Here is a 26,030-nt window from a genome sequence, read left to right as displayed (position 1 = left end):
AGTATAATCAAGCTCCTTTAGGGATATTATTGATTCTACTTAACCCATTCCCTTTCTCCCCTTTATTAAACATGTCACATTCGTCATGTAACTACCAACTTTTCATCTGTATAACTTTTATTCTTTAGGAAAAGATAGGGCTACGTGCTCGTCACGTAATATCGGTGTGGAGGGATGAACGTTGGAATTTATTGCTCATTTGATTCATCTAATCCAAAGATGGTTAGTGAAACTAAACTACTCTATCTACAAGAGATCTAATCGCCTCCTAAGAATAAATAGAGCTAGGTCAATGGCGCAAAGTTAAACGTTCGGCCAATCACAGATAGTAAAAAGGTAAGCACCTTCATGATGCTTACCTTTTTATTCTTTTTCTTTACTTTTTGCCAGTTTTTCTTTATCCAACGTTCCAGGTGGTTGTTCAAGATAACCCAATTCCACCATTAAATTCGCTATATCCTTTGCATACTGACCCACTTCCATAGCTAAACGTTCATAATTGATGATCAGGTCATGCCTTTGACTTGCTGCAGCACCCGTCGCATAGTTTCCACTCCCGGCAGCTGTTAACATTCCTAATTGAAAAAGGATTAATTTATCCGAGAATACTTCGGCAGTTGAATTGGTAATACTAACATCTCCATCAATTGGTGCTTGAAGACCATTGTTAATCAAAGTAACAGCAAATAATTCCACATGTTTTTCTGAAATATCTTTGCCTTGTATACATATCTTTTGTACTTCTTTTCTTGGTGACATTTGGGCAAAGCTTGTAGCTAATTTTAGCCCAACAACATTATTGAAAAAATTAAGATGAAGATGAGAGATTTCCACAGCATTCAACGACCTTTTGTCAGCAAAAGGATTTAATCCTTTGAAATAACTTTTATCATCCACCATATCAATTTCTTTTGGATAAGGAATAACTGGCGATCGGACAAATACACCTTTATTGATTTGGATTTCTGAACTTTGCTCAAATAAATCAGCTGTCGCAAAAAGTGCCTTATTAAAAAGCTTTCTTATATCTTTTCTTGCACTTAACGCAAGAAATCCACTATAACTAAGCATGCCAGCTTTAGCCATGTGATGAATATAGGTCAGCATAAATATATCTGTATAAACTTTCGGTGCATCTCTATTTACATCAGCAGCAGTAAAACCTTTAGGAATAGGTATTTTCTCTTGTACAAAAACACTTTTTACCTTTGCTATATGGTCTTCTGAAATCTGACAAGCAGTTTGTACTAGTTGAGATATCGTGTTATCCTCCACGGTTTCTCGCAAATAACTTAAAAACTGAACGGACATCGTATTCTGCATATAAGATGTCCATAAAGACGCTAACTCCGAAGAAGAAAGGTTAATCTTTTCTTCTGTCATGCGTGCACTTCCCTTCACAATATTCTGACCTTACTATTTGTTATTGAAAGGAGAATTATACCAAATAGGAAAATAAAAAAGCAGCTCACTTAAATTTTAAGTAAGCTGCTTTTAGACTTAGATTAAGTTTTTCACTACTTCTTCTAATTTCATCTCCCTGGAGCCCTTAAATAGAATGAGGGCTTCTTTCTTCACGATTTTATTAATAAATTGAACGATTTCCGATTTTGTATAAGGAGACACCACTTTGTCTTCCCCCATCATTTGTTTCGCTTCTTTTGCAATTGCAGAGGCTAATATTCCATATGTGACGACAAAATCAATTTCATTCGGGTCAATTGCCTTTGCCATTTGTTTATGGAGAGTTTCAGCACTATCACCTAGTTCTAGCATATCCCCTAGTACTAATATTTTCTGATGATAGCCATCCATTTCCTGTACTGTTTCAATCGCAGCTTGTACAGAGTTCGGACTCGCATTCCAAGCATCGTTAATAATGGTGTATCCTTTTTTTGTTTGAATTGTTTCCATTCGCATGGCAGTCAAATCTAAATTCTTCAATCCAGCGATAATGTTTTCAGGCGTCACTCCCAATTCAAGAGCGACAGCTACCGCTGCTAACGTATTTTTCACATTATGTTTACCAATGATCGATACCTTTAGATCTTTAAATGACTGCTCTCCTGCGATATCAAACTCAAGATATTTTTTATATTCTTTTACTTTTTCATAGTAGTAATTATTCGTTACTTCATGACCGAATGTTTTAACACGCATGGGTAAATTCACATTCGCTAACGCCTGCTTTAAGTGAGCATCATCGCCATAGTATATAAATAAGCCACCATCTCTTAAACCATCAATAATTTCCAGTTTAGCATTGGCGATATTTTCTTCCGAACCTAGTGTCGCAATATGTGCCAAACCAACCATCGTAATAACTACAACATCAGGCTGAGCAATGGTTGACAGACGATGAATTTGTCCCTTTTCACTCATACCCATTTCTAGAACAAGGACCTCTGTGCCTTCTTCGACATCAAGAATGGTAAGAGGCAACCCGATTTGGCTGTTTAAATTCCCTTTTGTCTTATGGACTTTATATGTCGTCTGTAATATGGACTTAACCATATCCTTCGTTGTTGTTTTTCCATTACTCCCCGTTACACCGACAACCTTCATATTTAATTGTTCACGATAAGCAGTTGCCAACTCTTGTAATGCTTGAAGTGGATCATCGACGTAAATCACGGGTACGCCTTCTGGTGGATGCTTATGCCCCTTCTTCCAAAGGGTTGCAGTAGCACCCCGATCGAAAGCCGTATTTACATAGTTATGACCATCATCAATTCTCATAATAGGAATAAATAAATTCCCCTTATGTAATGTTCTTGTATCTATCGAAACCCCGTCAACACGGATATCAGCGTATTCTTCTTGCAGACCTGAACCATTTAACATATCCTGAATTTCAACTAAACTTCGCTTTATCATCCTAAATCCTCCACAATGATTACTTACATCAAATTGTAGACCTTTTTGCAGAAAAAGAAAACTCTTTAGTAAGGTAAAGCTGAAATATTTTAATAGATTTAACTTTTAGAAAAAAAACTCATCCATTCATGATAATATGGAATAAATTAACTAGAGAATAGCGAGGGGGGATTTTATGGCTACACCTAAACATATTGTCTCAGCAGCAACGATTGTTTTAAACGATCATAATGAAATCCTACTCATCAAAGGGCCACTAAGAGGTTGGGAAATGCCTGGTGGACAAGTAGAAGAAGGTGAATCCATCACAGAGGCAGCCATCCGCGAAACGAAAGAAGAATCTGGAATCGACGTAGAGATCATACGCTTCTGTGGCATCTTCCAGAACGTAGAAAAATCCATCTGTAACACCTTATTCCTTGCCAAACCTACCGGCGGAGAACCAACCACAAGTTCAGAAAGCTTAGCAGTTGGCTACTTCCCTATTGACCAGGCGTTACAAATGATTGAATGGCAAAACTACAGGCAGCGGGTGGAGTATTGTTTGGATGAAGGTAGGCACCCTTTTTTTGTCGGTTTTTAAACATATTATGTTTTAACCTAACCTACTATCTAGAGACTGATTTTAGGTTAATGATATTTGTTTCTTCTTGTTTCTTTTCTATGCTTACTAACCGTGCAAACAAAATAAAACTCAACCCGCCCATTAAAGCAATTACACCAGTAATAACAAGAGATGGAATCCATTCACTTACAATGACAACGACACCTGCAGCACTGACACCTAAGAAAATTGAAACACCATACAGCGACATGTAAGTACTTCTCGCATGATCAGGCACACTATTAGCGAGCAAGGCCTGCTGCATCGGGATATACATCATCTCACCAATAGATGCGAGGAACATAGCAACAATAAGCAGCATGGGAATGGTTGTAAAGCTAAGAACCGTATAACCGGTGAAAAACAGCAAAAGTCCAACCAAAAATGTCACACGTTCCTTCCATCTTTTTATGAGTGTAATTACAACGAACGTAAGAGCAACAACAAGTATAGTATTTTCTGTCTTCAAAAGTCCTAGTAGATTCACACCATCTACCTCCATAGGAATGGCGGTAATGATCTGTACTGGATTTGGGAGCTGTTCTTTTAAACGAATACCAATATAATTCGTTAATTGTTCCTCCACAGCTACAATTAATACACTAGCAAGAATAAATATGATAAAAAACTTATGCTTTAATATATTTAAATACTCTTTATACACTTGAATCGTTTGACTACTTTTTTGCCGCTGTACGTTAGGTTGATAGGTTTCTTTAATAAACACCTTTGTCATCAAAATAGAAAGTAAGGACACAAGAGCTGCACTAAGGAGTAGTAAGACAAGGTGGGGAAAAAAGAAGAAAGCGCCGACCATACTACCAATAGCAATCCCTAAATTTCGAACCCAATAGGCATAAGTGTAAATTATTTTTCTTTCTTCAGGGGAACTCACATCAATGATTAATGCTTGATAGGCTGGATTGACGACACCTGTGCTAAATTGAATGGTCATAAAAAATAGAAAAGTGATGTAAGGATAGGCACCAACGGATGTATTGGCAACTGCAGCACCTAAATACCCTATAAATACAAACAGTTCTGCAAGCAATATTACCTTCCTTCTCCCTACTCTGTCTGAAGTAAATCCACCTAATAAGGAGCCTAAAACACTTGCCAACATCACACATAGAAATAGAACACCTGTCACGGCCTTCCCAACTTCTTCAGCAAAATAAATAATGATATAAGGTAAAATCGCCATTGTTGAAATAGATGAAATGAATTGCAACAGTAATCTAATACGGATGGCTGGGTGCAGATTTTTCATACAAATTCCTCCTCTTTTTAATGATTGATTAATCAATCATTGTTGAAGCGAATGAGAAGACTTCCCTAACCGGAAAGCCCTTTATCTGTTACTCTTCAGTTGGTGCAAAAAGATTTAGTGCAGTGACAGCATATTGTTCCCACACATCACTATAGCGATTATCAGTTGAATTTAAACGAACGCCTATTAAGAGACTCGTATACAATGTAGCAACAATAAGCGGATCTTGTTTCTTAAACACCCCTATTTGCTGCCCGTTTTGTACCAATTGTCCGACCTTCCCACGAAATACATCATGGAACTCATCTAATTCCTTAAACACATCAGCATACCGTTCATGCTGTCCCACAACTTGTACAACCAATTGCAAATAACGATTCATTTCTGCAAATGCTCTAAAATGCTCTCTTAACATCTGTTTTGTTTCCAATAAAGGATCAGCAGACGTCTCATCAAAAAATAAAACGCGCTCCTTCAATTCTGCTAATGGTTCAACAACAACGGTATAAAACAATGCTTCCTTATCTTTAAAATAAGTAAACACACTACCAAAACTAACATTAGCAGCAACAGAAACCTTCTTAATTGTCGTACCCTCATACCCTTCAGTCGCAAATAACCCCATAGCCGCTTCAAGAATCTTCTTTTTCCGGAGCTCCATATTTTGAATTTGTTTTTCCGATAATGGCATTTAAACACCTTCTATAAATGATTGATTAATCAATCATTTATTATTTTATATTTATATTATACCATTTATCAACTTATGTGAAGTGATTATTCTCCTTTTGAAAATATCCCTTTAAGTAATGGCTCTTTCTGTTTCGATTTCATAGGAGTATAAAAGCGATTTTTAGGAGTATTTTCTAAGTAAGGCAATAAGATATTTACTTTCTCATCACAGTTAGCAGCATCAATTAATTGCTTTTCAATAATCTTCATAGGTTCCTTTATACTTCCATCTTCGCTATAAATGAACCGATCATCGGCAAATTGCTCTGCCGCTTCCGTTTCATTGTCTGTATACGCATGGACAGATGGGCGAGCCCAAAACACATCTTTGCGCACAATTCGAGCCGGACTTCCCGCTGCTGACACATTGGATGGTAATGATTTTGTCACAAGTGATTTTGCTCCAAGAATAGAACCAGACCCAATATTAACACCTTTTAATATCATCACATCTTGTCCAATCCAAATATGATCACCTAAATAAACGCTTTTAGTTGGATTAATGCGCTTTTTCGTTGCTGCATCATAAATCAAATGTGGATCCGCTAACCTTACAACCACACCTGTGGAAAACATATTATCATGACCAATGAAGAGATTCTTTTGCTCTGAAAGAATAAATCTAGCACTCCCATTAAAAGAATAATTCCGCCCAATAAAGAAGGCACTATTATTCCATACTGAAACATTAAATGTCGCACGTCGATTGGATTTACCAATAATGACAACTGAATGGTTACCATTAAAATGAATATTCGTATTTTTAAATTTGGCGCCACGTTCAACAATTAATGTATTGCCCTCTCCGACAAACTTCACCTTCGAATGATCAAATGCAATTTCCTCTTCTTTCATCCCTATTAATTGGATTTCATTATTTGAAGTTGGTTTTTTAAATATATCTGTGATGGTTTCCATCATTTCCACACCTACTTTTTATTAGCATCAAAACGCATTTATTATACATAAGAATCTATTCATCATACGCATTTTAATCCTAACTTAACGACTTTGTATTTAAGATACTTTAATTTTTACATCACCTGTAATAATCACTTATCAAACGTAATCTAAAATGGTTATTTATTCCTTTATTATGAACAAAAGAAACATATCCATTCTATTAAAGTGCAAAAACCCTTATGAAGTAATCAGACTGATACTTCATAAGAGTGCATAATAGATTATTTTTACCCTCTTGCTGTATCAAGATAGAATCCACAACCATGACCGCCCCATTCAGAAAGAAACTGGTGACCTTTCATATGTGGTTGAAAAACAGACAAATCTTGATCTTCCGGCAATCCTGCCACTACTGCTGCCAAATGAGAAGTTGTAGCCGCATGGTACATATCACCTGCAAATTGCTCTGCCGCAAACTTCCAATTACAAGGAATCACCCACTTTTGCATCGTACCAATAACCTCTGTACCTGCCTCAGAGCGGTCCAGCATCGTATCCATGTATGGTGTGGCATCACTTAAATACGTCAGCAAATCCGGTGCCTCCGGGTCCCAATTGGCAAATACTAATCCTTTATATATCTCCACACGCGCCTGCAACGGACCCCAATCTTCTTTCTTAAAATCAGAAGGAAACGCCTCTTCTTCAAATGGCACATTCACTAATTTGCCAGCTGTGTCATATGCCCAACCATGATACGTACAAGTGAACGCCTTCGCATTCCCACAATCAGCCCGGCAAATCCTCATCCCCCGATGTCGACACTGATTATGAAACACCTTAATACTGCCATCCCTCTGACGTACCATCACAACAGGATCTTCTCCCATATAAGTCGTTAAATAATCCCCCTTCTTAGGCACATGACTCTCATGACCAAGAAGCAACCACGAGCGACCAAAAACCCGCTCCAATTCCAACTCATATAACTCCTGATCCGTATAAATACGTGGATCAATTTTCCCCTGCTCTGCATCCACTAGCGAATGAATCGATGCTGATGTCCAATTTCCAGTATTAAAACTCATAAACTAGAACCACCCTTTCCATTAAACTCCTAAATGAAATCGCTTTCTTAAACTAAGTTTAAAATCTTTTCCAACGAAAAAATACAACAACAATTGCTTTTTATGTCTATATTTTCTAAATATTCTGTGTAGTTTTAAATACATTTAATTCCATATTTCTCACAAGTAATGTAAAATGGCAGGACAAATAGATGATCATTTAAATATGAAAAGAGCCGTTTTCTAATTGGGAAAACGACTCAGGCTACTTATCAACAATTGAAACGCTTAAACTAACTTTCCTAACATATAATTCACTTTTCCTATTTACTAAAGGGAAAGGTACATATATAGAATTTATTTTTATTTAGGAGTACAGCGGCTGAGGAAATACAAGAAACTAAAGTCACTCTATTTACTAATCTTTAAATTTTTTCATTCTCAATCCAAAGAAGATGACCAAAAACAAACCAAACAGAAAAATCATTATAGAATCGTTCATGGTAAAATATAAATGGGATAAGTAATACAGATATACCTATTAAAACGCCATCCTGTATATCTATGTATTTTCCTTATAAAAGCCTCCCAAAGTCAATTTTCTTTTCACTTTATCTTATAAGTTTGTTGAAATGTAGCAACCATTACGGAACCACTTCTACCTTAAGATATTACCAACTTGCTGCGGAGATTTCGTACATATCTCTTTTCTCTGATCAGGTTACAAAAGCATAATTAATTAATACTAACTAGATAGCTTAGTAGAAAAAACGAAAACTACTGTTTTCGAAAAAAAATTTTAATATAAGTTATTTTTAACTCAATATATTTATTCATTTATCTAGTAAATATTTTTATAAATACCACTTTATATTTTTTTAAAAAAAATAGTAGCACATCCCCAATTTAAGAGAACTGTACTACTATTTCCAACATTTTTATCGTTATTTTATTATAATATTGAACAAAAGTAAGAATAAATGCAACCATTATTTGTCATATTCTAAACACCATAAAATACCATCATTTATTAGATATTCTTTTTCATTTGAATCTGTATTTCTAATTTCAAGTAGATTTGAAAGCATTAATTCCTTTTCTGTTTCTGATAGCGTCTCAAGCTCATCTTCTAACCAAACAGTACAAGAATAATATGGAGTAAACTCTTTGGAAAGGTTATCTAACCAATATGGCTTTTTTACTTCATCCGTACATCTTATAAAACGTGATTTATATTCATTAATTTGATTTTCAATCACAATCATTATTTGAGATTCGAAAATATTATCTTCGTGTATATGCAGTCTAATATAAAAATGTTCCAAATTATAAACATGCGCATACTCTTTCCATGAGTCAAAAATATTTATAAAAGTTATAGTGATTCTTTTCTTATACCAATCTGGTATCTTGTCTAAATCTTGAAAGTTAAACATTTTTAAATAATCAACATATTGATTTTGCAATATGGGAAGATTAAATATTTTATTTTCTTTTTCTAGATTCTCTATCTGTTTAATTCTTCTTTTCCAACCTCTAATTTTTTTCAAAATCCACCACTCTCCAGCAATACAAAATTAAATCTTAATACTTCTCCCTTTAACTGGCCCCTTTATCATTTCTCCTGTTAAAGGATCCATACTACCTAGGTGTTTACCCTTATGATCATATACTTCAATATCGTTGTGTGTATGATCCCATTCGTAATACTTTTTCTTTTTCCCACTTCCACTAGTTTTAGTCTTACCTTTAAATATGCCTAATCAATTAAGAATATTAATCAATTTATTCACCGAACAATATAGAGAAATACTAATGAAGGCACCTATTATAAAATAATTCTTAAATCAAATACATTTAGGTTTGGTGAAATGTTTCTTGATAAATATAGAAGTCATTTGGAATGTTATATTAAAAGAAGTGATAAAAGGAGCGTCAATACCAATACCGCTTGGATGAAATTAGTATCATAAAAGAAGGAAGAATTTTCGATGATAGAATTCGTTCTTTTTTATTGTTGCTAAAAAGGAGTATTGAAGTTTGTACTGAATTATTGAAATAACGGCATAGTTAGTTTAATAATCTAGTTAGTTTTGCTCAACTACCTTTGGTGTAGAAAAATTTAATGTTCTTATTTCTTGATGCCTCTACTATTTATCGACCTCAAAATTTCGTCAATAATAAAAAATAAAACTGATATCAATATTGAAAATAAGGTAAAAAACCATAATAAGAAAAAAGGGATAATACCTAGTAGAAGATGGAACGCAAACGTAAAAAAGAATCGTGCTTCCTTAGATTTCTTTAATATTTTTTCTATGATGATCGATAAAGGTAAACCATAAAGAAAAATTCCAGCTCCAGTATAAATAGAATAAATTAAAAATTCATCAAAAAAATGGAAAAAATCTCTTCGTTCATTATATTCACTAAATATAATATCTATCGGAACAAATAAAGTAATTATTAAGGTAGATATAAAAAATGTTAATAGTGAGGCAACAAATTTTCTTTTTACCATTCTTTCACACTCCTTAAACAAGATAATTATAGCACTAATGGATATTATTGGTGAGTATATTTTGGATAAAATATCACATGAACCTGAAGATATATACTTTATTACAGATGAAAAGGATATATATATTATATCTTTGCTCAAAGTTGACCAGTCACCGTTGATGGTACATCTGACAATGGAGGGATTAAAGTTGAAGGTTATACAAATACAATGAAAGAAGCCTTAAAGAAGCCTTTGAAGAAATGAAAGCCCATCTCAATTGAGAAGGGCTTTTTTACTAAAATAGGGTCGTAACTATCTCCAGACCTTAGAATAATAAAAACGCCATTAAAGTTCTTTTTCATACCTGGCCGTTTATATTTTAAAATGAGTAAGATTCACCATCATCTGGAACTAAAACATTAGACATATGTTCATTTTCATTAATAAAACTCTTTAATTCTTCTCTGGACAACCCCCAATGATTTACAGCTTCCATGTGAACAGTAATAATTTTTGCGTTAGGAGCAGCTTTGGAGACTTCATGTACATCCTCTTTCCCCATGATTAAAGAGCCGCCTTGCAAGAATTGATTATCTCCAGCATTTACCACGATGATTTCTGGATTATGTGAATCGATTACTTCCTGAACTTCTTTATACCATACCGTATCTCCAGCAACATATAATGTTTTCTCAGAAGGGTGTTTAAAGACAATACCACATACAAGACCCGCAAGTTTTAAGATCTCTCCTCTTCCATGTTCCCCTTTTGTTTTAATCAATTGGATACCATCAAAGACTGTATCCTCATGTAAAACCTCTACATTTTGGAAACCGTCATTTCGAATTTCTGTTGCATCTTCATCATTCTGGGCAAATATTTTAATTTCTTTTGGTAAAGAATCTTTAGCGGCTTCATCCCAATGATCATAATGAAGATGAGTAACAATAACTGCATCAATATTTTGGATAATATTCTCAATATGTGTGGGTAAGCTTACCAATGGATTGTTTTGGTCTTGTCTTAGTGCATTTGGGAAAGGTGGGTAAGTCCCTTTTTCTGCTAACATGGGGTCAACTAAAAACTTTTTCCCTGCGTATTCAACAACTATTGTTGCATTTCGAACCTGATGTATATTCATATTCATTAACTCCCTTTCTTTGATTTTCCTTCGAACAATCTATATTCTATACTCATACATAAGACACATACATAGATTAAATAAAGTATTAGGGACGTTTGACCTTATTAATGAAAGGAGTTAAATAAATGTTAGATAACACAGATGCGCAAATCTTAGACGAACTGTCGAAGAACAGTCGAATCACGATGAAGGAATTAGGTAAAAAAGTCCATTTGACTGGACCAGCTACTTCAGCCAGAGTTATAAAATTAGAAGATAATGGAGTCATTGAGGGTTATACGATTAAAGTTAGTCAAGTTAAATTAGGGTACTCCATTCATGCTTTTTTAACCATCATTACACAAAGCGTCTATCATCACCCTTACCTGTCATTCATTAAAACAAAGGAACAATTTATTATTAATAATTATAAAATTAGTGGGGATGGTTGTTACCTTCTCGAATGCAAATTCCCGACAAACCAACTAATGAATCACTTTTTGGAGGAATTAAACGAGCATGCAAACTATAAATTATCCATTGTAATTAACAAATAGTTATTAATAACAATGAATAGTGTGAGTAATATACAGAAACTTTAGTCGAAAGGCCCCTTTTTTATTTAAAGGGGTTTTTTTACTTTTTAAAAATTTTTGCACTTGTATCAGCTCGATTCTATATGTTTGCTGGCAGTTTCTTTTATACAGGAACCCCCTATGTTAAAATATAATTGGGTGCCAGGAAATCCTGGCTTTTTTTATTGTTTAATGCGACATTTACGGCAGATAGGTTTAAAGACCATTGTGTCTTTTACTGGAAGTACAGCAAAGCATACGCTACAACTCGTCATCTTCATTTAATTAAACTCCCCAACTGTAAATGTTATTCACTCTTCCGATACAATACCTAAGCACTTTAAATAATATAATTAAAAAAAGAGACAAGGTGAATCAAAGCCCCTCTCTATTGAGAAGGGCTTTGATTTTTAAACGGAAAATGCAGTTTTATTGAATAAGAGATTGATTTTTAATGACACAAGAAGGATGATGTACCGTTAGCATTCTTCTATCATTGAATTTCCAAAAAATATTTTAATTTTCTACTTCAAATCATGGACCGTTTAGGTCATACAGAAGATTCAACGGCAACTCAAGTATATTTGCATATTACAAAAGACCGAAAAAAAAGAAGCTCCCCAAAAGTTCTTAGAACTAATGAGAAGCCTCTGATTTTCTATCAATTTGGCACCGTTTTTTAAAATTCTGGCACCTTTTCGGCACCTATTTAATGGTGCCGATGGTGTGAACGTTGATATAACAAGCTTTTAAAAGCTAGATTACATCATGCCGCCCATTCCACCCATACCGCCCATATCAGGCATTGCAGGTGCGTTTTCTTCTGGTTTGTCAGCTACGACTGCTTCTGTTGTTAGGAACATGGCAGCAACTGAACCAGCGTTTTGTAGAGCTGAACGTGTTACTTTGGCAGGGTCAACGATACCAGCGTCGATCATGTTTACCCATTCGCCTGTTGCAGCGTTGAAGCCAGTGCCTACTTCTTCGCGTTTTAGGCGATCTACGATGATAGATCCTTCTAAACCTGCGTTGTGAGCGATTGTGCGTACTGGCTCTTCCATTGCACGTAAAACGATATTGATACCTGTTTGAACATCGCCTTCTTCTTCTAATGCAGCAACTTTGTTGTATACGTTAAGAAGGGCAACACCACCACCAGATACCATACCTTCTTCTACAGCTGCGCGTGTAGAGTTTAGGGCATCCTCAATGCGTAGTTTACGTTCTTTAAGTTCTGTTTCTGTAGCCGCTCCAACTTTTACGACTGCTACGCCACCAGCTAGTTTAGCAAGGCGTTCTTGTAATTTTTCACGGTCGAATTCAGAAGTTGTTTCGTCCATTTGTTTACGGATTTGGTTTACGCGGCCTGCGATTTGGTCGCTTGCACCAGCACCTTCAACGATTGTTGTGTTTTCTTTTGTTACAACGACTTTAGAAGCGCGTCCTAGAGAGTCGATTGTAGCAGATTTAAGGTCACGACCTAGCTCTTCAGTGATTACTTCACCGCCAGTTAGGATAGCGATATCTTCAAGCATTGCTTTACGACGGTCACCGAATCCAGGCGCTTTAACAGCTACTGCATTGAATGTTCCACGTAATTTGTTCACTACTAATGTAGATAATGCTTCGCCTTCTACATCTTCAGCGATAAGAAGTAATGGTTTACCTTGTTGTACTACTTGCTCAAGTACTGGTAATACTTCTTGAATGCTTGCGATTTTTTTGTCAGTGATTAAGATGTAAGGATCATCTAATACTGCTTCCATTTTATCTGTATCTGTTACCATGTAAGCTGAGCTGTATCCACGGTCGAATTGCATACCTTCAACGATATCCATTTCTGTTGTGAATCCTTTAGATTCTTCGATTGTGATAACACCGTCGTTACCTACACGCTCCATAGCTTCAGCGATTAATTGTCCAACTTCTTCGTCAGCAGCAGAGATGGATGCTACTTGCGCAATAGACTCTTTGCCTTCGATTGGTTTAGAGATCGCTTGTAACTCTTCAACTGCTGTAGCAACCGCTTTTTCGATCCCTTTACGGATACCCATTGGGTTTGCACCAGCTGTTACGTTTTTCAAACCTTCGCGGATCATTGCTTGCGCTAGAACCGTTGCAGTTGTTGTACCGTCACCAGCTACGTCGTTTGTTTTACTTGCTACTTCAGCAACTAGTTTCGCACCCATGTTTTCGAATGCATCTTCTAGTTCGATTTCTTTAGCAATTGTTACACCATCATTTGTAATTAATGGAGAACCGAATTTCTTCTCAAGAACCACGTTACGTCCTTTAGGTCCAAGAGTTACTTTTACTGCATCTGCAAGTGTATCCACTCCACGAAGCATCGCGCGGCGAGCGTCTTCACTAAATTTAATATCTTTAGCCATTATTAAGTACCTCCTCTAATAGTTAAAAATCTTTATAATAAGTATATAGCTGTTTTTTTATTAACCGATCACAGCAAGAATGTCGTTTTCACGTAAAATTAAGTATTCTGTACCTTCGTATTTCACTTCTGTTCCTGCATATTTTGAGAAGATAATAAGGTCGCCTTCTGCAACTTCTAATGCTACACGTTCACCATTTTCTAGTACACGTCCAGTACCAACTGCTACGACTTTACCTTCTTGAGGCTTTTCTTTCGCGCTATCTGGTAGTACGATACCGCTTGCAGTTTTTTCTTCCGTTTCAACAAGCTCGATAATAATTCGATCACCTAGTGGCTTCAACAAGTGAAACAACCTCCTCAATTCATTTGAAAATTATTTTATTAGCACTCGTTAGTCTTGAGTGCTAACACAATTATTATATTAATCAAAACTACTCTTTTTTGCAAGTAAGAACCTTGCAATTTTACAAAAAAAAAATGCGAACCTCTCCATTCTATACAACTTCTATTTGTTTTATGCACTTCATAAGGATGTACTATTTGAAACCAATAGTGTTTAACAGGTAAAATAAATATTAGTGTAACTTCTTTATGAATAGGAGACTAGCCATTGAAAAAAGAGTATTGGTTTATCATTATGATTTATATAGCCATGCAATTATCAGCCATCGTTGGCGTTCCTGCCATTCTTTTTCTAGGTAATATGTTAGGATACAGCTTTGATGAGGTTGCAAAAATTGCCCCGCCACTCTGGATTGTCATTAGTTTTACAATTACCCTTCTCTTAACTTTGTGGTTTTTACGGAAAGAAAGCAAAGAGATGCCAATGAGGAAACAAGCACCATTATCGACTTCTATCGGGTGGGCGATTGCAGGTATTCCGCTAGCATTTATTGCTCAAACCGTTGCAGCGAATATTGAATTAATGCTCGGCATTGAGATGGGGTCAGACAATACACAGCAAATTATGTCTTTAATTGAAACATCTGCTCTCGTGATTATCGTTGTTTCCATTATTGGTCCGATTTTAGAAGAGATCATTTTTAGGAAAATCATCTTTGGTTCCTTGCATAAACGATTGAACTTCTTTTTATCAGCACTAATTAGTTCATTAATTTTCTCTCTCGCGCATGGGGAAATTGAGCACTTAATTCTTTATGCAGCGATGGGCTTTACGTTTGCGTTTTTATATGTAAAAACCAATCGTATTCTCGTACCGATCATTGCTCATGTAGCGATGAATACCTTTGTCGTTGTGATTCAATTGAATATGGATAAGCTAGAAAAATATATGACAGACTTAGAAACGGTACAAATGATTTTTAGCAGATTAGGATGATGTTAGATGAGAACACCTTTGTTCACAGGGATTATCTCCCTTCTTTTTGGATTTGTATTTATTTATTTTGCGATTATTAATCTTCAAAACGGTGGAGGTTGGGGATTTCTAACGATCTTCATTTTGATTTTTGCCACTTTTGATATTGGTGGCGGGATTAAATTAATAGCTATGCATTATCGTATGAAAAAGAAAGAGGATAAAAAATAGAGCTGACTCCATGCGGGTCAGCTCCTTTTTTATGATGGATAGTGTTTTAAGAAGTATACTAATGATTGCAATTCGACCGCCAAATCAATATGATGGATGCGAATATGGGAAGGAACCGTTAACCGCGCTGGCGTAAAGTTCAAGATTCCCTTTACATGACTTTTAACGATTCTATCCGTAATTGGTTGTGCGGCATGAGACGGTACAGTCAAAATGACAACTTGAATATGGTGCTCATCAATCAACTTTTCTAGTTCATCTAAATGACGGACAGGTACTTCGCCTACAGACGTGCCAACCCTACTTTCTGAAACATCAAATGCCACTTCAATCTTTGTATTATTATTTTTTAAAAAATTATAATTTAAAAACGCTGTACCTAGATTCCCTACACCAATTAACGCTACCTTTGTCACTTCATCTTGATCGAGTGTCTTACGGAAAAATCCTAATAAGTAATTTACGTTATATCCATAACCTTTTTTCCCTAATGCACCGAAATAGGAGAAATCTCGTCGAATTGTTGCAGAATCTACTTTCACCGCTTCACTTAATTCTGCTGAAGAAACTCGCTGCTTTCCTGATGCGTGTAAATTTTTCAAAAAACGATAATACAAAGGCAATCGTTTAGCCGTTGCTTGAGGGATTTTCGTTGATTCATTGGACATAGGCTCCACTCCATTCCATTTACTTAAGCCCTTCTAAAGTCACCGTTTTTACCACCGGTTTTCTCTACTAAATATGTTGGTCCTATTACCATGCCTTTATCTACTGCTTTGCACATATCATATACCGTTAAAGCGGTAGCTGTAGCAGCTGTCAACGCTTCCATCTCTACTCCGGTATGCCCATTTGTTTTCACTGTACAATCAATATGTAATACATAATGATCCTCTACCTCTTCCCAATTGAAGGATATATCAATTCCGGTTAAGGCGAGTGGATGACACATCGGGATGATATCAGATGTCTTTTTTGCAGCCATAATGCCTGCCACTTGAGCAACAGCAAGCACATCACCCTTTTTCATCGTGCCATCAGTAATCTTCTGATAGATTTCTTGATTTAGCTCAATACTACTATGAGCAATTGCTGTACGGGCAGTTTGTGGTTTTTCACTCACATCCACCATCTTCGCTCTGCCTTCTTCATTAAAATGTGTAAATTCAGCCATTCATAACACCTCACATGAAAATGATACACTATTTTGATTCATCTGTGTAATGTAGTTTTTTATATATTCTATCCAAATAGTGACTTTATTGCCGAACCTCACCTGATTAAGGTACACTATCACTATAACAGAGGTGAAATATAATGATATTATTACAGGTTAATCAGCTTTCGAAAAGTTTTGTGGCTGATCCTATATTAATGAATATAAAGCTTGAAGTACAAACGAGAGACCGCATTGCATTAGTTGGACGTAATGGTGCGGGAAAATCAACTCTTTTAAAAATTATTGCTGGACATATGTCCTATGACTCCGGTGAAATTATTCAATCGAAAGAAACCAAAATCGGTTATCTTGCACAAAATACAGGACTAGAATCTGAGCTATCTATTTGGGACGAAATGCTTACCGTGTTTGATTATTTGCGTAAACAAGAGAAGGAATTGCGCTTACTAGAAACACAGATGGGCGATGCAACACTCATCGAAAACGGTGAAGCTTACGATAAAATTTTAAAAACCTATGATCAAATGCAAGTCAACTTCAAAGAACAAGGTGGCTATCAATACGAAGCAGACATTCGTTCTGTACTACATGGCCTTAATTTTCAATCGTTTAGCTATGATACAAAAATTTCTGCATTAAGCGGGGGGCAAAGGACGCGACTTGCACTTGCGAAATTATTGTTAACCAAACCTGATTTACTGATTTTAGATGAGCCGACAAACCATTTAGATATTGAAACATTGTCCTGGCTAGAGCAGTATCTTAGTGGTTATGATGGTGCTATTTTAATTGTCTCACATGACCGCTATTTCCTAGATAAAGTCGTCAACCAGGTATATGAACTATCACGTAACCATATTAAAAAATACGTTGGTAACTACAGCAAATATCTTGACCAAAAAGCAGCGAATTATGAACGTGATTTGAAAATGTATGAAAAACAACAAGAAGAAATTGCGAAACTAGAAGACTTTGTTCAACGCAACCTTGCCCGTGCTTCTACAACGAAGCGTGCACAAAGCCGGCGTAAGCAGCTTGAGAAGATGGAGCGAATGGATCGCCCCCAAGGCGATGAGAAATCAGCGACATTCGGCTTTCAAATTGAACGTCAATCAGGCAATGATGTGCTAACCGCTGACTCTTTAGCCATTGGCTATCAACAAGAAAAGATCAGTGATCACATTTCATTTCGCATGTCTCGAGGCGATTCCATTGCTTTAGTAGGTCCCAATGGTATTGGAAAGTCGACTTTATTGAAGACCCTTGTAGACAAGCTACCTGCTTTAGGTGGCACGTTTCAATATGGCTCAAATATCCGCATTGGGTATTACGACCAACAGCAAGCTGATTTGAGTTCAAATAAAACCGTATTAAACGAGCTCTGGGATGATTACCCTCTCATGCCTGAAAAAGATGTCCGTACCGTGTTAGGTAACTTCCTCTTCTCTGGAGATGATGTCTTGAAAATTGTCTCTACATTGAGTGGTGGAGAAAAAGCACGATTAGCACTAGCTAAGTTGATGTTGCAAAAAGCAAATGTCCTCATACTAGATGAGCCGACCAACCATTTAGACCTTGATAGTAAAGAAATTCTTGAAAATGCACTAATTGATTTTCCAGGTACGCTCCTCTTTGTCTCTCATGACCGCTATTTTATTAATAGGATTGCAACAAAGGTGATTGAGTTATCAACAAGTGGAGCAACGGAATTTTTAGGGGATTATGATTACTATGTGGATAAAAAAGCGGAAATTGAAGAAATAGAGCTTTTTGAATCAGCAGACCTGCCACAAGAAAGTATCACTAAACCAGAAAAGCAAAGTTATCAACAAGATAAAGAAGCGAAAAAACTAGAAAGACAACGAAAAAGAAGGCTGACAGAAATTGAACAGTTAATCGAAGAGTTAGAAGCGCAAATTGAAACTTACGATGAACAACTCTGTGACCCTGAAATCTTCCAGGACCACGAGAAAGTCCTCGAGATTACAACTAAAAATGAGGCTATAAAAGCACAACTCGAGCAGTTACTTGAAGAATGGAGCGAATTGGGCGACTTAATGTAATTGAGCGTAGCTGGGGATAATCTAATTATCCCCAGCTTTTCTTTCTTCAAGTAAATTGTCCACATTTTTATTCACAGCACAAACGGATTAACAATAGGTAAAACAACACTTTTCCACATTATCCACAACTTTTATGATACTTATCAACAAAAACTCTGAAAATTTTAACATTATCCACAATTGATGTACTACCAATACTTTATTTGATATTGTGAATAACTTTCTGTCATCACTAAAAATAAAAAGACTAGTGAATAGATGATCATGATTCACTAGTCTTCATTATTATTGTTGAAACTGTATATCTAACCCCGGGTTTGCATTCATACTCATATCTGAGAAAATCCCTTTTTCGAACATTATTGCCCCCACTGCAGCAATCATCGCTGCATTATCTGTGCATAAATGTAATGGCGGAATGACTAAGTCTATCTCTTCCTTATTCTTAAAGGTCTCTGTTAATGCTTTCCGAAGTCCTTTATTTGCTGCAACGCCACCCGCTAATAGTAATTGTTTCACATCATATGCCTCTACTGCTTTTAAGGTCTTGGTCACTAATACCTCAATGACGCTTTCTTGAAAGCTCGCTGCTAAATCCTCTGGTAAGATGGTCTCTCCACGTTGTTCAGCATTATGCACTGTGTTGATAACGGCAGACTTCAATCCACTGAAACTAAAATCAAAGGAGCCTTCTTCTAGCCACGCACGAGGAAGCTTAATTGTCGCTTCTCCTTCATGGGCAAGGCGATCAATATGCGGCCCTCCTGGATATGGCATATTTAGAACTCGCGCTACTTTATCATATGCTTCTCCAGCAGCATCATCCCGTGTTTCACCAATAACTTCAAAATCACCATGTGCTTTCATATAAACAAGCTCTGTATGGCCCCCGGAAACGACTAATGCAAGCGAAGGGAAAGTCATTTCTTTAATTAAGCGATTGGCATAAATATGCCCTGCTATATGGTGCACCCCAATAAGTGGCTTTTGATGAGCAAAGGCAATCGCCTTCGCTGCATTTACACCGACAAGTAGGGCACCCACTAACCCTGGACCCTCTGTCACAGCAACTGCATCGATATCGTTCATCGTCATACTCGCTTTATTTAACGCTTCTTCTAATACAATGGTCATTTGTTCTACATGGTGCCTTGAAGCGATTTCTGGTACAACCCCGCCAAACCTTTTATGACTTTCAATTTGAGAAGCGACAACATTAGCGATGATCTCTCTACCATTTTTAATGATGGCTACTGCTGTTTCATCACAGCTTGTTTCTATCCCTAATATATATTGATCTTTTTTCATTTTATATTCACCCACATTACTAAAGCATCTTCATGATTATCCGAATAATAATTTTTTCTAATTCCGCCTTCTTGAAAACCTAGCTTGCTATACAACCGTCTTGCTATCATGTTACTCACCCTTACTTCTAGGGTCATTTTAAGGGCACCCATTTCTTTTACAACATCCATCAGCTGGACCATTAACGCCTCGCCAAGTTTCTTCCCTCTATATTTGGGTAGTATCGCTACATTTGTTACATGGGCCTCGTCTGTGACCACCCATGCCCCACCGTATCCTATCAATTCTTCTTCGTCTTCTAATACAACGTAGACCGAGAATTGGTTCAATGTCATTTCATTATAAAAGGCCTCTCTACTCCAAGGTGAAGAAAAAGATGCCTGTTCTACTTTTAATACTTCATCAATATCATCTTCGTTCATTAACCGAAACGTTAATTTACTGGTCATTGGAGCTTGCTCCCTTTCGTAGCTTCAATCCATTTTGCCTCTGCCTCAGCAAGACGGATATAATTAGGGACAAAATTATGGATATCAACAGCTTCCTTATCTCTACCTAAAATCGCCAATTCAGAAGGACGAGGATTTTGTTCAGTTACACGTGCAAAATATGCCCGATCCCCTAAGTCTGCTTTAATTTGTTCCTTGTGTATGGATAAATCATTACCGACAAATAAAACCGGTTCTTCTTTATTTAATAAACGTTGCGTCCAATTAACGGTCAACGTTAGATGATCCGATGCTAGATCTAATAACCGACTCTCTTGAAATTGATATAAACCAGTATAAATCTGACCTCTTCTCGCATCAAATAACGGTGAAATGACACCGTTAAAATAACTACCTGCACTCGCTGCCAAAACAGCTAGACTCGATACACCTGAAAGAGGTATATTCAACGTCCAAGCTAATGTTTTAGCTATGGTTACACCAATTCTTACCCCCGTATATGAACCGGGTCCTTCTGCGACAACAATCTTTTCGATATCTTGTGGCAACGTATCGCAATCCTTTAAAAGCATTTCTATCGCGGGCATTACACGAACTGAGTGATTCTTTTTGATATTCGTGATATATTCCCCAATAATTTTGTCGTCATCTACTAGAGCGATCCCTAGTGTATAATTTGACGTGTCTATAGCTAATATTTTCATTTAACTAACTCCTCACACAGCTTCACATAGCGTTTTCCTTTTGGATGGAGCGCTATTCTTCGTTCTTCATTTCCGGTATAATGGATTGCAATCTTTAACCTTTCTTCTGGCAGTTGCTCTTCTATTAGATGTGCCCATTCCACGACTGTCACACCCTGCCCATGAAAATACTCATCAAACCCAAGATCTTCATCGCCATCTTCCACCCGGTAAACATCCATATGGTACAAAGGCAGACGGCCATTGTATTCCTTTATAATAGTGAATGTTGGGCTATTCACATTTCGTTCAATACCAAGGCCTAACGCAAGCCCTTTCGTAAATGTTGTTTTACCTGCCCCTAAATCACCTTCTAATAAAATGACATCACCTGCAGCTGCTTTTTCTCCTAGCCTCTTTGCAAATGCCATTGTTTCTTCCGTATTTTTTGTATCCCACTGGAATTGATCCATTTTATCACCTACATTTGGTCTTTCATTTATTTACAATAATAATGACACATATACATGTAGTTTACATGATTTTTTCATAGACATCAAAGAACACTTTGATTTGTCGGGACAGTAACCTTTTGCGCGCAATTCCTTGCTCTTTTTCTCTTTGTCTTGCGCGTATCTTCCTTTTGCACGCAATTCCCGGCTCTTTTTCTCTTTCTTTTGCGCGTATCTTCCTTTTGCGCGCAATTCCGGGCTCTTTTTCTCTTTCTCTTGCCCGTATCTTCCTGTTGCGCGCAATTCCGGGCTCTTTTTCTTTTTCTTTTGCGCGTATCTTCCTTTTACGCGTAATTCCTTGCTCTCTTTCTTTTTCTTTTGCGCGTATCTTCCTTTTACGCGCAATTCCTTGCTCTTTTTCTTTTTCTTTTGCGCGTATCTTCCTTTTACGCGCAATTCCCGGCTCTCTTTCTTTTTCTTTTGCGCGTATCTTACGTTCCCGCCTAAAACTTTTCAACACTATCTTTTGCCTGTATCTACTATTTAACGGTTATTTCCGTAGAGGCAACTAAAAATAGCTATTTTTAGAAGATACTTAACATATTTTTGGTTTACGCATCCTAATTTGCATTTGTTTTTTTGACAAAAAGAAAACCCGCCTAATGGCGAGCTAAAGTGATAGTTTCTCTAGTAATATACAATATGAAGGATAAACTGATTATTACTATTGGGATAGATTAAACGTAAGGATTTTTGTAAATAATAAAGTGTTATATCTCTATCAAGGACTTACAAATTAGTCATGATGTACTTTTTTACGAGGCACAAAACAATTCTACTTGAACCTTTAGAACCTACGTTTTCTACATAAAAAAAACGAAACAAGTTCCCTGTTTCGATACGTTTCACATATAAAATTAAACTGGCGGTCCGGACGGGACTCGAACCCGCGACCTCCTGCGTGACAGGCAGGCATTCTAACCAACTGAACTACCGGACCAGATTGCGGGGGCAGGATTTGAACCTGCGACCTTCGGGTTATGAGCCCGACGAGCTACCGAACTGCTCCACCCCGCGATAATATTATTTTATAAAAATCATATGCCCGGCAACGTCCTACTCTCACAAGGGGACAGCCCCTAACTACCATCGGCGCTGAGAAGCTTAACTTCCGTGTTCGGTATGGGAACGGGTGTGACCTTCTCGCTATCGCCACCGGACTATGAAATTGTAAGGGAATCGTTCCCTCAAAACTAGGTAATGTTGAAGAAGATATTTATTGAGTAATCGCCTGTTTGGTTAAGTCCTCGATCGATTAGTATTAGTCAGCTGCATGTGTCGCCACACTTCCACCTCTAACCTATCAACCTGATCATCTTTCAGGGATCTTACTAGCTTGCGCTATGGGAAATCTCATCTCGAGGGGGGCTTCATGCTTAGATGCTTTCAGCACTTATCCCTTCCGCACATAGCTACCCAGCGATGCCTTTGGCAAGACAACTGGTACACCAGCGGTGCGTCCATCCCGGTCCTCTCGTACTAAGGACAGCTCCTCTCAAATTTCCTGCGCCCACGACGGATAGGGACCGAACTGTCTCACGACGTTCTGAACCCAGCTCGCGTACCGCTTTAATGGGCGAACAGCCCAACCCTTGGGACCGACTACAGCCCCAGGATGCGATGAGCCGACATCGAGGTGCCAAACCTCCCCGTCGATGTGGACTCTTGGGGGAGATAAGCCTGTTATCCCCGGGGTAGCTTTTATCCGTTGAGCGATGGCCCTTCCATGCGGAACCACCGGATCACTAAGCCCGACTTTCGTCCCTGCTCGACTTGTAGGTCTCGCAGTCAAGCTCCCTTGTGCCTTTACACTCTACGAATGATTTCCAACCATTCTGAGGGAACCTTTGGGCGCCTCCGTTACTCTTTAGGAGGCGACCGCCCCAGTCAAACTGCCCACCTGACACTGTCTCCCATCCCGATAAGGGATGTGGGTTAGAATTTCAATACAGCCAGGGTAGTATCCCACCGACGCCTCCACCGAAGCTAGCGCTCCGGCTTCTAAGGCTCCTACCTATCCTGTACAAGCTGTACCAAAATTCAATATCAGGCTACAGTAAAGCTCCACGGGGTCTTTCCGTCCTGTCGCGGGTAACCTGCATCTTCACAGGTACTATAATTTCACCGAGTCTCTCGTTGAGACAGTGCCCAGATCGTTACGCCTTTCGTGCGGGTCGGAACTTACCCGACAAGGAATTTCGCTACCTTAGGACCGTTATAGTTACGGCCGCCGTTTACTGGGGCTTCGATTCAAAGCTTCGCGTGAGCTAACCTCTCCTCTTAACCTTCCAGCACCGGGCAGGCGTCAGCCCCTATACTTCGCCTTGCGGCTTCGCAGAGACCTGTGTTTTTGCTAAACAGTCGCCTGGGCCTATTCACTGCGGCTCATCAAGGCTTTAACACCCTAATGAGCACCCCTTCTCCCGAAGTTACGGGGTCATTTTGCCGAGTTCCTTAACGAGAGTTCTCTCGCTCACCTTAGGATTCTCTCCTCGCCTACCTGTGTCGGTTTGCGGTACGGGCACCTTATTCCTCGCTAGAGGCTTTTCTTGGCAGTGTGGAATCAAGAACTTCGGTACTAAATTTCCCTCGCTATCACAGCTCAAGGTATATGACCATGGGATTTGCCTCATGGTCCCTCTAACTGCTTAGACGCACATCCAATCGTGCGCTTACCCTATCCTCCTGCGTCCCCCCATCACTCAAACAGAATACGGTGGTACAGGAATATCAACCTGTTGTCCATCGCCTACGCTTTTCAGCCTCGGCTTAGGTCCCGACTAACCCTGAGCGGACGAGCCTTCCTCAGGAAACCTTAGGCATTCGGTGGATGGGATTCTCACCCATCTTTCGCTACTCATACCGGCATTCTCACTTCTAAGCGCTCCACCAGTCCTTACGGTCTAGCTTCAACGCCCTTAGAACGCTCTCCTACCACTGAACATCAACGATGTTCAATCCACAGCTTCGGTGATACGTTTAGCCCCGGTACATTTTCGGCGCGGAGTCACTCGACCAGTGAGCTATTACGCACTCTTTAAATGGTGGCTGCTTCTAAGCCAACATCCTGGTTGTCTAAGCAACTCCACATCCTTTTCCACTTAACGTATACTTTGGGACCTTAGCTGGTGGTCTGGGCTGTTTCCCTCTTGACTACGGATCTTATCACTCGCAGTCTGACTCCCATGGATAAATCTTTGGCATTCGGAGTTTGTCTGAATTCGGTAACCCGATGAGGGCCCCTAGTCCAAACAGTGCTCTACCTCCAAGATTCTTACGCATGAGGCTAGCCCTAAAGCTATTTCGGAGAGAACCAGCTATCTCCAAGTTCGATTGGAATTTCTCCGCTACCCACACCTCATCCCCGCACTTTTCAACGTACGTGGGTTCGGGCCTCCATCCAGTGTTACCTGGACTTCACCCTGGACATGGGTAGATCACCTGGTTTCGGGTCTACGACCACATACTCATTCGCCCTATTCAGACTCGCTTTCGCTACGGCTCCGTCTGTCCAACTTAACCTCGCATGTAATCGTAACTCGCCGGTTCATTCTACAAAAGGCACGCTATCACCCATTAACGGGCTCTAACTACTTGTAGGCACACGGTTTCAGGATCTCTTTCACTCCCCTTCCGGGGTGCTTTTCACCTTTCCCTCACGGTACTGGTTCACTATCGGTCACTAGGGAGTATTTAGCCTTGGGAGATGGTCCTCCCTGCTTCCGACGGGATTTCTCGTGTCCCGCCGTACTCAGGATCCACTCTGGAGGGAACGAAGTTTCAACTACAGGGCTTTTACCTCCTATGGCGGGCCTTTCCAGACCTCTTCGTCTATCTCGTTCCTTTGTAACTCCGTATAGAATGTCCTACAACCCCAAGAGGCAAGCCTCTTGGTTTGGGCTAATCCCGTTTCGCTCGCCGCTACTCAGGGAATCGCGTTTGCTTTCTCTTCCTCCGGGTACTTAGATGTTTCAGTTCCCCGGGTCTGCCTTCCATACCCTATGTATTCAGGTATGAATCCTATCCCATAACGGATAGGGGGTTTCCCCATTCGGAAATCTCCGGATCAAAGCTTACTTACAGCTCCCCGAAGCATATCGGTGTTAGTCCCGTCCTTCATCGGCTCCTAGTGCCAAGGCATTCACCGTGCGCCCTTATTAACTTAACCATTGTTCGGCTTGCGATAAGCTACGCATTTCGGCGTCAGCTCACTCGTCAACATCCTCATGTGCACAAGACG

24 protein-coding genes, 2 tRNA genes, 2 rRNA genes and 1 pseudogene are annotated in these 26,030 nt (G+C 38.5%); 6 read left to right on the top strand and 23 right to left on the bottom strand.

Translation table 11 applies throughout. The features are described 5' to 3' along the window. Nucleotides 1-363: 363 nt before the first annotated feature. Nucleotides 364-1,383, bottom strand: coding sequence for a DUF3231 family protein (locus tag LG276_RS02925; RefSeq protein ID WP_251163539.1), 1,020 nt, complete (start codon nt 1,381-1,383; stop codon nt 364-366). A 117-nt stretch (nt 1,384-1,500) separates the two neighbouring features. Next, nucleotides 1,501-2,877, bottom strand: a complete 1,377-nt coding sequence (gene murF, locus LG276_RS02920; protein ID WP_251163538.1) for a UDP-N-acetylmuramoyl-tripeptide--D-alanyl-D-alanine ligase — start codon at nt 2,875-2,877, stop codon at nt 1,501-1,503. A gap of 175 nt (nt 2,878-3,052) precedes the next feature. Here murF and LG276_RS02915 point away from each other — a divergent pair, with 175 nt between their 5' ends. Then, a complete protein-coding gene (locus tag LG276_RS02915) occupies nt 3,053-3,460 on the top strand; it encodes an NUDIX hydrolase (RefSeq protein WP_251163537.1) in 408 nt (135 codons plus the stop codon). Between the two features lie 25 nt (nt 3,461-3,485). Here the strand turns inward: LG276_RS02915 and LG276_RS02910 are convergent, their stop codons facing one another. The 7 genes and pseudogenes from LG276_RS02910 to LG276_RS02880 form a co-directional block, all read right to left on the bottom strand. After that, a complete protein-coding gene (locus LG276_RS02910; RefSeq protein ID WP_251163536.1) occupies nt 3,486-4,751 on the bottom strand; it encodes an MFS transporter in 1,266 nt (421 codons plus the stop codon). Between the two features lie 88 nt (nt 4,752-4,839). Next, nucleotides 4,840-5,442, bottom strand: coding sequence for a TetR/AcrR family transcriptional regulator (locus LG276_RS02905; RefSeq protein WP_224939159.1), 603 nt, complete (start codon nt 5,440-5,442; stop codon nt 4,840-4,842). Nucleotides 5,443-5,528: 86 nt separating this feature from the next. Beyond that, nucleotides 5,529-6,401 carry an acyltransferase gene (locus LG276_RS02900; RefSeq protein ID WP_251166503.1) on the bottom strand — a complete coding sequence of 291 codons (873 nt, stop codon included), beginning with the start codon at nt 6,399-6,401 and terminating at the stop codon, nt 5,529-5,531. A 272-nt stretch (nt 6,402-6,673) separates the two neighbouring features. Further along, nucleotides 6,674-7,474, bottom strand: coding sequence for a Rieske 2Fe-2S domain-containing protein (locus LG276_RS02895; RefSeq protein WP_281203175.1), 801 nt, complete (start codon nt 7,472-7,474; stop codon nt 6,674-6,676). Nucleotides 7,475-8,442: 968 nt separating this feature from the next. Continuing rightward, complete coding sequence (locus tag LG276_RS02890; RefSeq protein ID WP_251163534.1) at nt 8,443-9,003, bottom strand: hypothetical protein; 561 nt, start codon at nt 9,001-9,003, stop codon at nt 8,443-8,445. Between the two features lie 27 nt (nt 9,004-9,030). Beyond that, nucleotides 9,031-9,207 (bottom strand): annotated as a pseudogene (locus LG276_RS02885) (colicin E3/pyocin S6 family cytotoxin); the annotation flags it as partial. A 377-nt stretch (nt 9,208-9,584) separates the two neighbouring features. Further along, complete coding sequence (locus tag LG276_RS02880) at nt 9,585-9,974, bottom strand: hypothetical protein (protein WP_251163533.1); 390 nt, start codon at nt 9,972-9,974, stop codon at nt 9,585-9,587. Nucleotides 9,975-10,035: 61 nt separating this feature from the next. On the opposite strand from LG276_RS02880, the gene LG276_RS02875 reads away from it, so the two are divergent. After that, complete coding sequence (locus LG276_RS02875) at nt 10,036-10,188, top strand: hypothetical protein (protein WP_281203174.1); 153 nt, start codon at nt 10,036-10,038, stop codon at nt 10,186-10,188. A 147-nt stretch (nt 10,189-10,335) separates the two neighbouring features. Here the strand turns inward: LG276_RS02875 and LG276_RS02870 are convergent, their stop codons facing one another. Continuing rightward, nucleotides 10,336-11,097 carry an MBL fold metallo-hydrolase gene (locus LG276_RS02870; protein ID WP_251163532.1) on the bottom strand — a complete coding sequence of 254 codons (762 nt, stop codon included), beginning with the start codon at nt 11,095-11,097 and terminating at the stop codon, nt 10,336-10,338. Between the two features lie 128 nt (nt 11,098-11,225). Here LG276_RS02870 and LG276_RS02865 point away from each other — a divergent pair, with 128 nt between their 5' ends. Further along, nucleotides 11,226-11,636, top strand: coding sequence for an Lrp/AsnC family transcriptional regulator (locus tag LG276_RS02865; protein WP_251163531.1), 411 nt, complete (start codon nt 11,226-11,228; stop codon nt 11,634-11,636). Nucleotides 11,637-12,415: 779 nt separating this feature from the next. On the opposite strand, the gene groL is transcribed toward LG276_RS02865, so the two are convergent. Both groL and groES read right to left on the bottom strand, forming a co-directional pair. After that, nucleotides 12,416-14,044 (bottom strand): chaperonin GroEL, encoded by a 1,629-nt coding sequence (groL, locus tag LG276_RS02860; RefSeq protein ID WP_095370803.1) that lies wholly within the window; start codon nt 14,042-14,044, stop codon nt 12,416-12,418. Nucleotides 14,045-14,104: 60 nt separating this feature from the next. Further along, nucleotides 14,105-14,389, bottom strand: coding sequence for a co-chaperone GroES (groES, locus tag LG276_RS02855; protein WP_095370804.1), 285 nt, complete (start codon nt 14,387-14,389; stop codon nt 14,105-14,107). Nucleotides 14,390-14,656: 267 nt separating this feature from the next. On the opposite strand from groES, the gene LG276_RS02850 reads away from it, so the two are divergent. Together LG276_RS02850 and LG276_RS02845 are read left to right on the top strand one after the other, a co-directional pair. Beyond that, nucleotides 14,657-15,385 carry a CPBP family intramembrane glutamic endopeptidase gene (locus LG276_RS02850; protein ID WP_224939222.1) on the top strand — a complete coding sequence of 243 codons (729 nt, stop codon included), beginning with the start codon at nt 14,657-14,659 and terminating at the stop codon, nt 15,383-15,385. A 6-nt stretch (nt 15,386-15,391) separates the two neighbouring features. After that, complete coding sequence (locus tag LG276_RS02845) at nt 15,392-15,595, top strand: DUF4305 domain-containing protein (protein WP_095370806.1); 204 nt, start codon at nt 15,392-15,394, stop codon at nt 15,593-15,595. Between the two features lie 29 nt (nt 15,596-15,624). Here the strand turns inward: LG276_RS02845 and LG276_RS02840 are convergent, their stop codons facing one another. Further along, complete coding sequence (locus tag LG276_RS02840) at nt 15,625-16,263, bottom strand: redox-sensing transcriptional repressor Rex (RefSeq protein WP_224939221.1); 639 nt, start codon at nt 16,261-16,263, stop codon at nt 15,625-15,627. A gap of 23 nt (nt 16,264-16,286) precedes the next feature. Then, on the bottom strand, nt 16,287-16,769 hold the full coding sequence (gene moaC, locus LG276_RS02835; protein WP_281203173.1) for a cyclic pyranopterin monophosphate synthase MoaC: 483 nt from the start codon (nt 16,767-16,769) through the stop codon (nt 16,287-16,289). A gap of 143 nt (nt 16,770-16,912) precedes the next feature. On the opposite strand from moaC, the gene LG276_RS02830 reads away from it, so the two are divergent. Then, complete coding sequence (locus LG276_RS02830; protein ID WP_281203172.1) at nt 16,913-18,838, top strand: ABC-F family ATP-binding cassette domain-containing protein; 1,926 nt, start codon at nt 16,913-16,915, stop codon at nt 18,836-18,838. Between the two features lie 285 nt (nt 18,839-19,123). Here LG276_RS02830 and tsaD read toward each other — a convergent pair whose 3' ends face one another. From tsaD to LG276_RS02785, 9 genes are all read right to left on the bottom strand, one after another. Then, nucleotides 19,124-20,146 (bottom strand): tRNA (adenosine(37)-N6)-threonylcarbamoyltransferase complex transferase subunit TsaD, encoded by a 1,023-nt coding sequence (gene tsaD, locus LG276_RS02825; protein WP_251163529.1) that lies wholly within the window; start codon nt 20,144-20,146, stop codon nt 19,124-19,126. Next, nucleotides 20,143-20,595, bottom strand: a complete 453-nt coding sequence (rimI, locus tag LG276_RS02820; RefSeq protein ID WP_224939218.1) for a ribosomal protein S18-alanine N-acetyltransferase — start codon at nt 20,593-20,595, stop codon at nt 20,143-20,145. Before rimI ends, tsaD begins: the two co-directional genes overlap by 4 nt. Beyond that, entirely contained in the window at nt 20,592-21,299 is a 708-nt protein-coding gene (tsaB, locus tag LG276_RS02815) for a tRNA (adenosine(37)-N6)-threonylcarbamoyltransferase complex dimerization subunit type 1 TsaB (RefSeq protein WP_251163528.1), read from the bottom strand. The genes rimI and tsaB overlap by 4 nt, the downstream gene beginning before the upstream one ends. Continuing rightward, nucleotides 21,296-21,751: a tRNA (adenosine(37)-N6)-threonylcarbamoyltransferase complex ATPase subunit type 1 TsaE gene (tsaE, locus tag LG276_RS02810; RefSeq protein ID WP_224939216.1), complete on the bottom strand. Its 456-nt coding sequence runs from the start codon at nt 21,749-21,751 to the stop codon at nt 21,296-21,298. Before tsaE ends, tsaB begins: the two co-directional genes overlap by 4 nt. Nucleotides 21,752-21,812: 61 nt before the next feature. Further along, nucleotides 21,813-22,250 (bottom strand): hypothetical protein, encoded by a 438-nt coding sequence (locus tag LG276_RS02805; RefSeq protein ID WP_281203170.1) that lies wholly within the window; start codon nt 22,248-22,250, stop codon nt 21,813-21,815. 403 nt (nt 22,251-22,653) lie between these two features. Continuing rightward, a tRNA-Asp gene (locus LG276_RS02800) sits at nt 22,654-22,730 on the bottom strand. A gap of 3 nt (nt 22,731-22,733) precedes the next feature. Next, nucleotides 22,734-22,807 (bottom strand) — tRNA-Met (locus LG276_RS02795). Nucleotides 22,808-22,833: 26 nt separating this feature from the next. Then, nucleotides 22,834-22,950: ribosomal RNA gene (gene rrf, locus LG276_RS02790) — 5S ribosomal RNA — on the bottom strand. 75 nt (nt 22,951-23,025) lie between these two features. Continuing rightward, nucleotides 23,026-25,958 (bottom strand): 23S ribosomal RNA (locus LG276_RS02785). Nucleotides 25,959-26,030: the final 72 nt, after the last annotated feature.

The organism is Cytobacillus kochii (assembly GCF_044790165.1).
In the GTDB taxonomy this organism is placed as follows: Bacteria; Bacillota; Bacilli; order Bacillales; family Cytobacillaceae; genus Cytobacillus; species Cytobacillus kochii.
Note: the sequence above shows the minus strand (reverse complement) of the source record. Positions and strands in the feature narration are given on the sequence as shown.